The 658-nt window shown below is 37.2% G+C and carries 1 protein-coding gene; it reads left to right on the top strand.

Annotation, left to right across the window (positions count from 1 at the left end; translation table 11 throughout):
• On the top strand, positions 1-568 hold a 568-nt coding region (locus CXF74_RS21575), incomplete at its 5' end, for a transposase (protein ID WP_157822524.1).
• Positions 569-658: the final 90 nt, after the last annotated feature.

The raw sequence follows: 658 nt of genomic DNA, 5'->3' as shown, positions 1-658 counted from the left end.
TTTAACGGCATGCCCTCAAGCTCGAAAGGAATTTACTGATCTCCCCGAATATATTGAAGCAAGATTGCTGACTAAAACAATTAATGGAAAGCCACGACAAATACTCACATCAATGACAGATGTAATGCGTTTTCCACCTGCTGATATAGTTGATTTATATGACAATCGTTGGGAGATAGAATTAGGCTTTAGAGAAATGAAACAATCACTACTTGATAGGCAATTTACGCTACGTAGTAATCAGCCTGAGCTGATAAAACAAGAGTTGTGGGGGATATTGTTAGCGTACAACTTAATACGTTATCAGATGGTATTAATGGCAAAATCAGTCGATGGAATACACCCGAATCAATTAAGCTTTCATGGTGCTTCAATGCATATTATCTATGAGCTGACGATGCTACCGTTTTGCTCACCAGGAAATATTCCTAAATATGTAATGAATATAACGAAGAGTGCGAAACAATTTGTTTTACCTGCAAGGCGGGAGAGGCGTTATCCACGAGAATTGAAGTGTTCCAAAAATGGATATCCACTTAAAAAAAGAAAAACCGTTCACCTTAAGTGAACGGCATTACCCTAAAAAGGAGTGTTATCAATGTTCTTAAGGTTATTAAGGGGACATTTCCAAGGTTAATATCGTAACGTCTTAATCTTT

The organism is Psychromonas sp. Urea-02u-13, assembly GCF_002835995.1.
Lineage (GTDB): Bacteria > Pseudomonadota > Gammaproteobacteria > Enterobacterales > Psychromonadaceae > Psychromonas.
This window is presented reverse-complemented; position numbering and strand designations above follow the sequence as displayed.